Origin of the sequence: Microcystis sp. M49636_WE2 (assembly GCF_030065375.1) — a bacterium.
GTDB classification, from domain to species: Bacteria; Cyanobacteriota; Cyanobacteriia; order Cyanobacteriales; family Microcystaceae; genus Microcystis; species Microcystis aeruginosa_C.
Genome location: NZ_JASJFG010000807.1, coordinates 1 through 2,315 on the forward strand (window position 1 = coordinate 1; position 2,315 = coordinate 2,315).

The window sequence follows — 2,315 nt, forward strand, 5'->3', positions numbered from 1 at the left end:
CCCTCGGCCGAAGAACTAGATCACGATTATCTCTGGCGATATTATAAAGCTTTACCGGAGCGAGGTCGTATCGGTATTTTTAATCGTTCCTACTACGAAGAATTATTAGTCGTGCGCGTCCATCAAGATTTATTGGAACGGCAAAAACTCCCCCCCGAAGACAGAACTAAGAAAGTTTGGCAGCGACGTTTTGAGGAGATTAATAATTTTGAAAAATATCTGGTTAATAATGGGGTTATTGTCCTGAAATTCTTTCTCAATGTTTCTAAAGGAGAACAGAAAAAACGCTTTTTAGAAAGAATTGATCGCCCCGAAAAAAACTGGAAGTTTTCCGAAAATGATGTCAAAGAAAGAGCTTTTTGGGGTGATTACATGAAAGCCTACGAGGAGGTATTCAATCATACCAGTACCGAATGGGCCCCCTGGTATATTATCCCGGCTGATCGCAAATGGTTTACTCGTTTAGCTGTGGGGGCGGTTATTTATCACACCCTCGAATCCCTTGGTTTAAAATATCCCACCGTTACCGAAGAACATCACCAAGCTTTACTGAAAGCCAAAGAAATCCTCGAAAACGAGCCAGATTAAAAATGGAAGAAAATCCCGAAAAAGCGATAATTGCCGGAAAATCGATCGTATAATCGATCTCGATTTTCAAGAATTCCCCCTATGAATTATCGCATTGATCGCCGCACCTATGCTGAAACCTACGGCCCCACCGTCGGAGATAAAGTTCGCCTGGCAGACACGGAATTATTTATCGAAGTCGAAAAAGATTTCACCACCTACGGCGATGAGGTAAAATTCGGCGGCGGTAAAGTAATTCGCGATGGGATGGGCCAATCCCCCATTTCTAGGGAAGATGGGGCGGTGGATTTGGTGATTACTAATGCCCTAATTCTCGACTGGTGGGGCATCGTTAAAGCTGATGTGGGCATTAAAGACGGCAAAATTTATAAAATCGGTAAAGCGGGCAATCCCCACATTCAAGATAATGTCGATATTATTATCGGTCCTGCTACCGAGGCATTAGCCGGGGAAGGGATGATTTTGACAGCAGGGGGGATTGATGCCCATATTCATTTTATCTGTCCCCAACAAATTGAGACAGCGATTGCGTCGGGGATTACCACAATGATTGGTGGTGGGACCGGACCTGCAACGGGAACTAATGCCACCACCTGCACCCCGGGAGAATGGAACATCTATCGAATGCTAGAGGCGGCCGAAGCTTTCCCGATGAATTTGGGTTTTTTGGGTAAAGGCAATAGCAGTCAGCCGGAAGGACTAGCGGAACAGGTAAAAGCGGGGGTAATTGGCTTAAAACTCCATGAAGATTGGGGAACCACTCCGGCAGCCATTGATACCTGTTTAAGCGTGGCCGATAAGTACGATGTGCAGGTGGCGATTCATACGGATACTCTCAATGAGGCCGGTTTTGTCGAGGCCACTATCGCCGCTTTTAAAAATCGCGTCATTCACACCTACCACACGGAAGGGGCCGGCGGTGGTCATGCTCCCGATATTATCAGGGTTTGCGGGGAAATGAACGTTTTACCCTCCTCTACCAATCCCACCCGTCCCTATACGACGAATACCTTAGAGGAACACCTCGATATGTTGATGGTTTGTCATCATCTAGACCGGAGTATTCCCGAAGATGTGGCTTTTGCTGAATCCCGCATCCGCCGCGAAACTATTGCCGCCGAGGATATTCTCCACGATTTAGGGGCTTTTAGCATCATTTCCTCCGATTCTCAAGCTATGGGACGGGTGGGAGAAGTAATTATCCGCACTTGGCAAACTGCCCACAAAATGCGGGTACAACGAGGCAGACTGACCGGGGAAACGGGAGAGAATGATAATCTGCGGGCAAGACGATATATTGCTAAATATACGATTAATCCTGCTATTACCCATGGTATCTCCGATTATGTCGGTTCCATCGAGGTGGGCAAATTAGCCGATTTGGTTCTCTGGAAACCGGCATTTTTTGGCGTAAAACCGGAAATTGTCCTGAAAGGCGGTTTAATCGCCTGGGCGCAAATGGGCGATGCTAATGCCAGTATTCCCACACCCCAACCGGTTTATATGCGTCCCATGTTTGCCTCTTTTGGTGGTGCGATCGCCAAAACTTCCTTGACATTTGTTTCTAAATATGCTATGAAAGCGGGCATTCCTGAGAAGTTAAAGCTGAAAAAAACCGCCGTAGCCGTGTCGAATACGCGCAATATCAGTAAGGCTAGTATGAAGCTTAATGACGCTTTACCGCGCATGGAAGTTAATCCCGAAACCTACGAGGTGCGTGCTGACGG

Annotated in this window: 2 protein-coding genes; both read left to right on the forward strand. The window is 46.8% G+C overall.

The window, feature by feature from the left end:
• The coding region (locus PX484_RS18390) for a PPK2 family polyphosphate kinase (protein ID WP_288105037.1) at positions 1-588 on the forward strand (588 nt) is incomplete at its 5' end.
• A gap of 81 nt (positions 589-669) precedes the next feature.
• Positions 670-2,315, forward strand: a 1,646-nt coding sequence (ureC, locus tag PX484_RS18395; protein WP_288105039.1) for an urease subunit alpha, incomplete at its 3' end; no start/stop codon positions are given.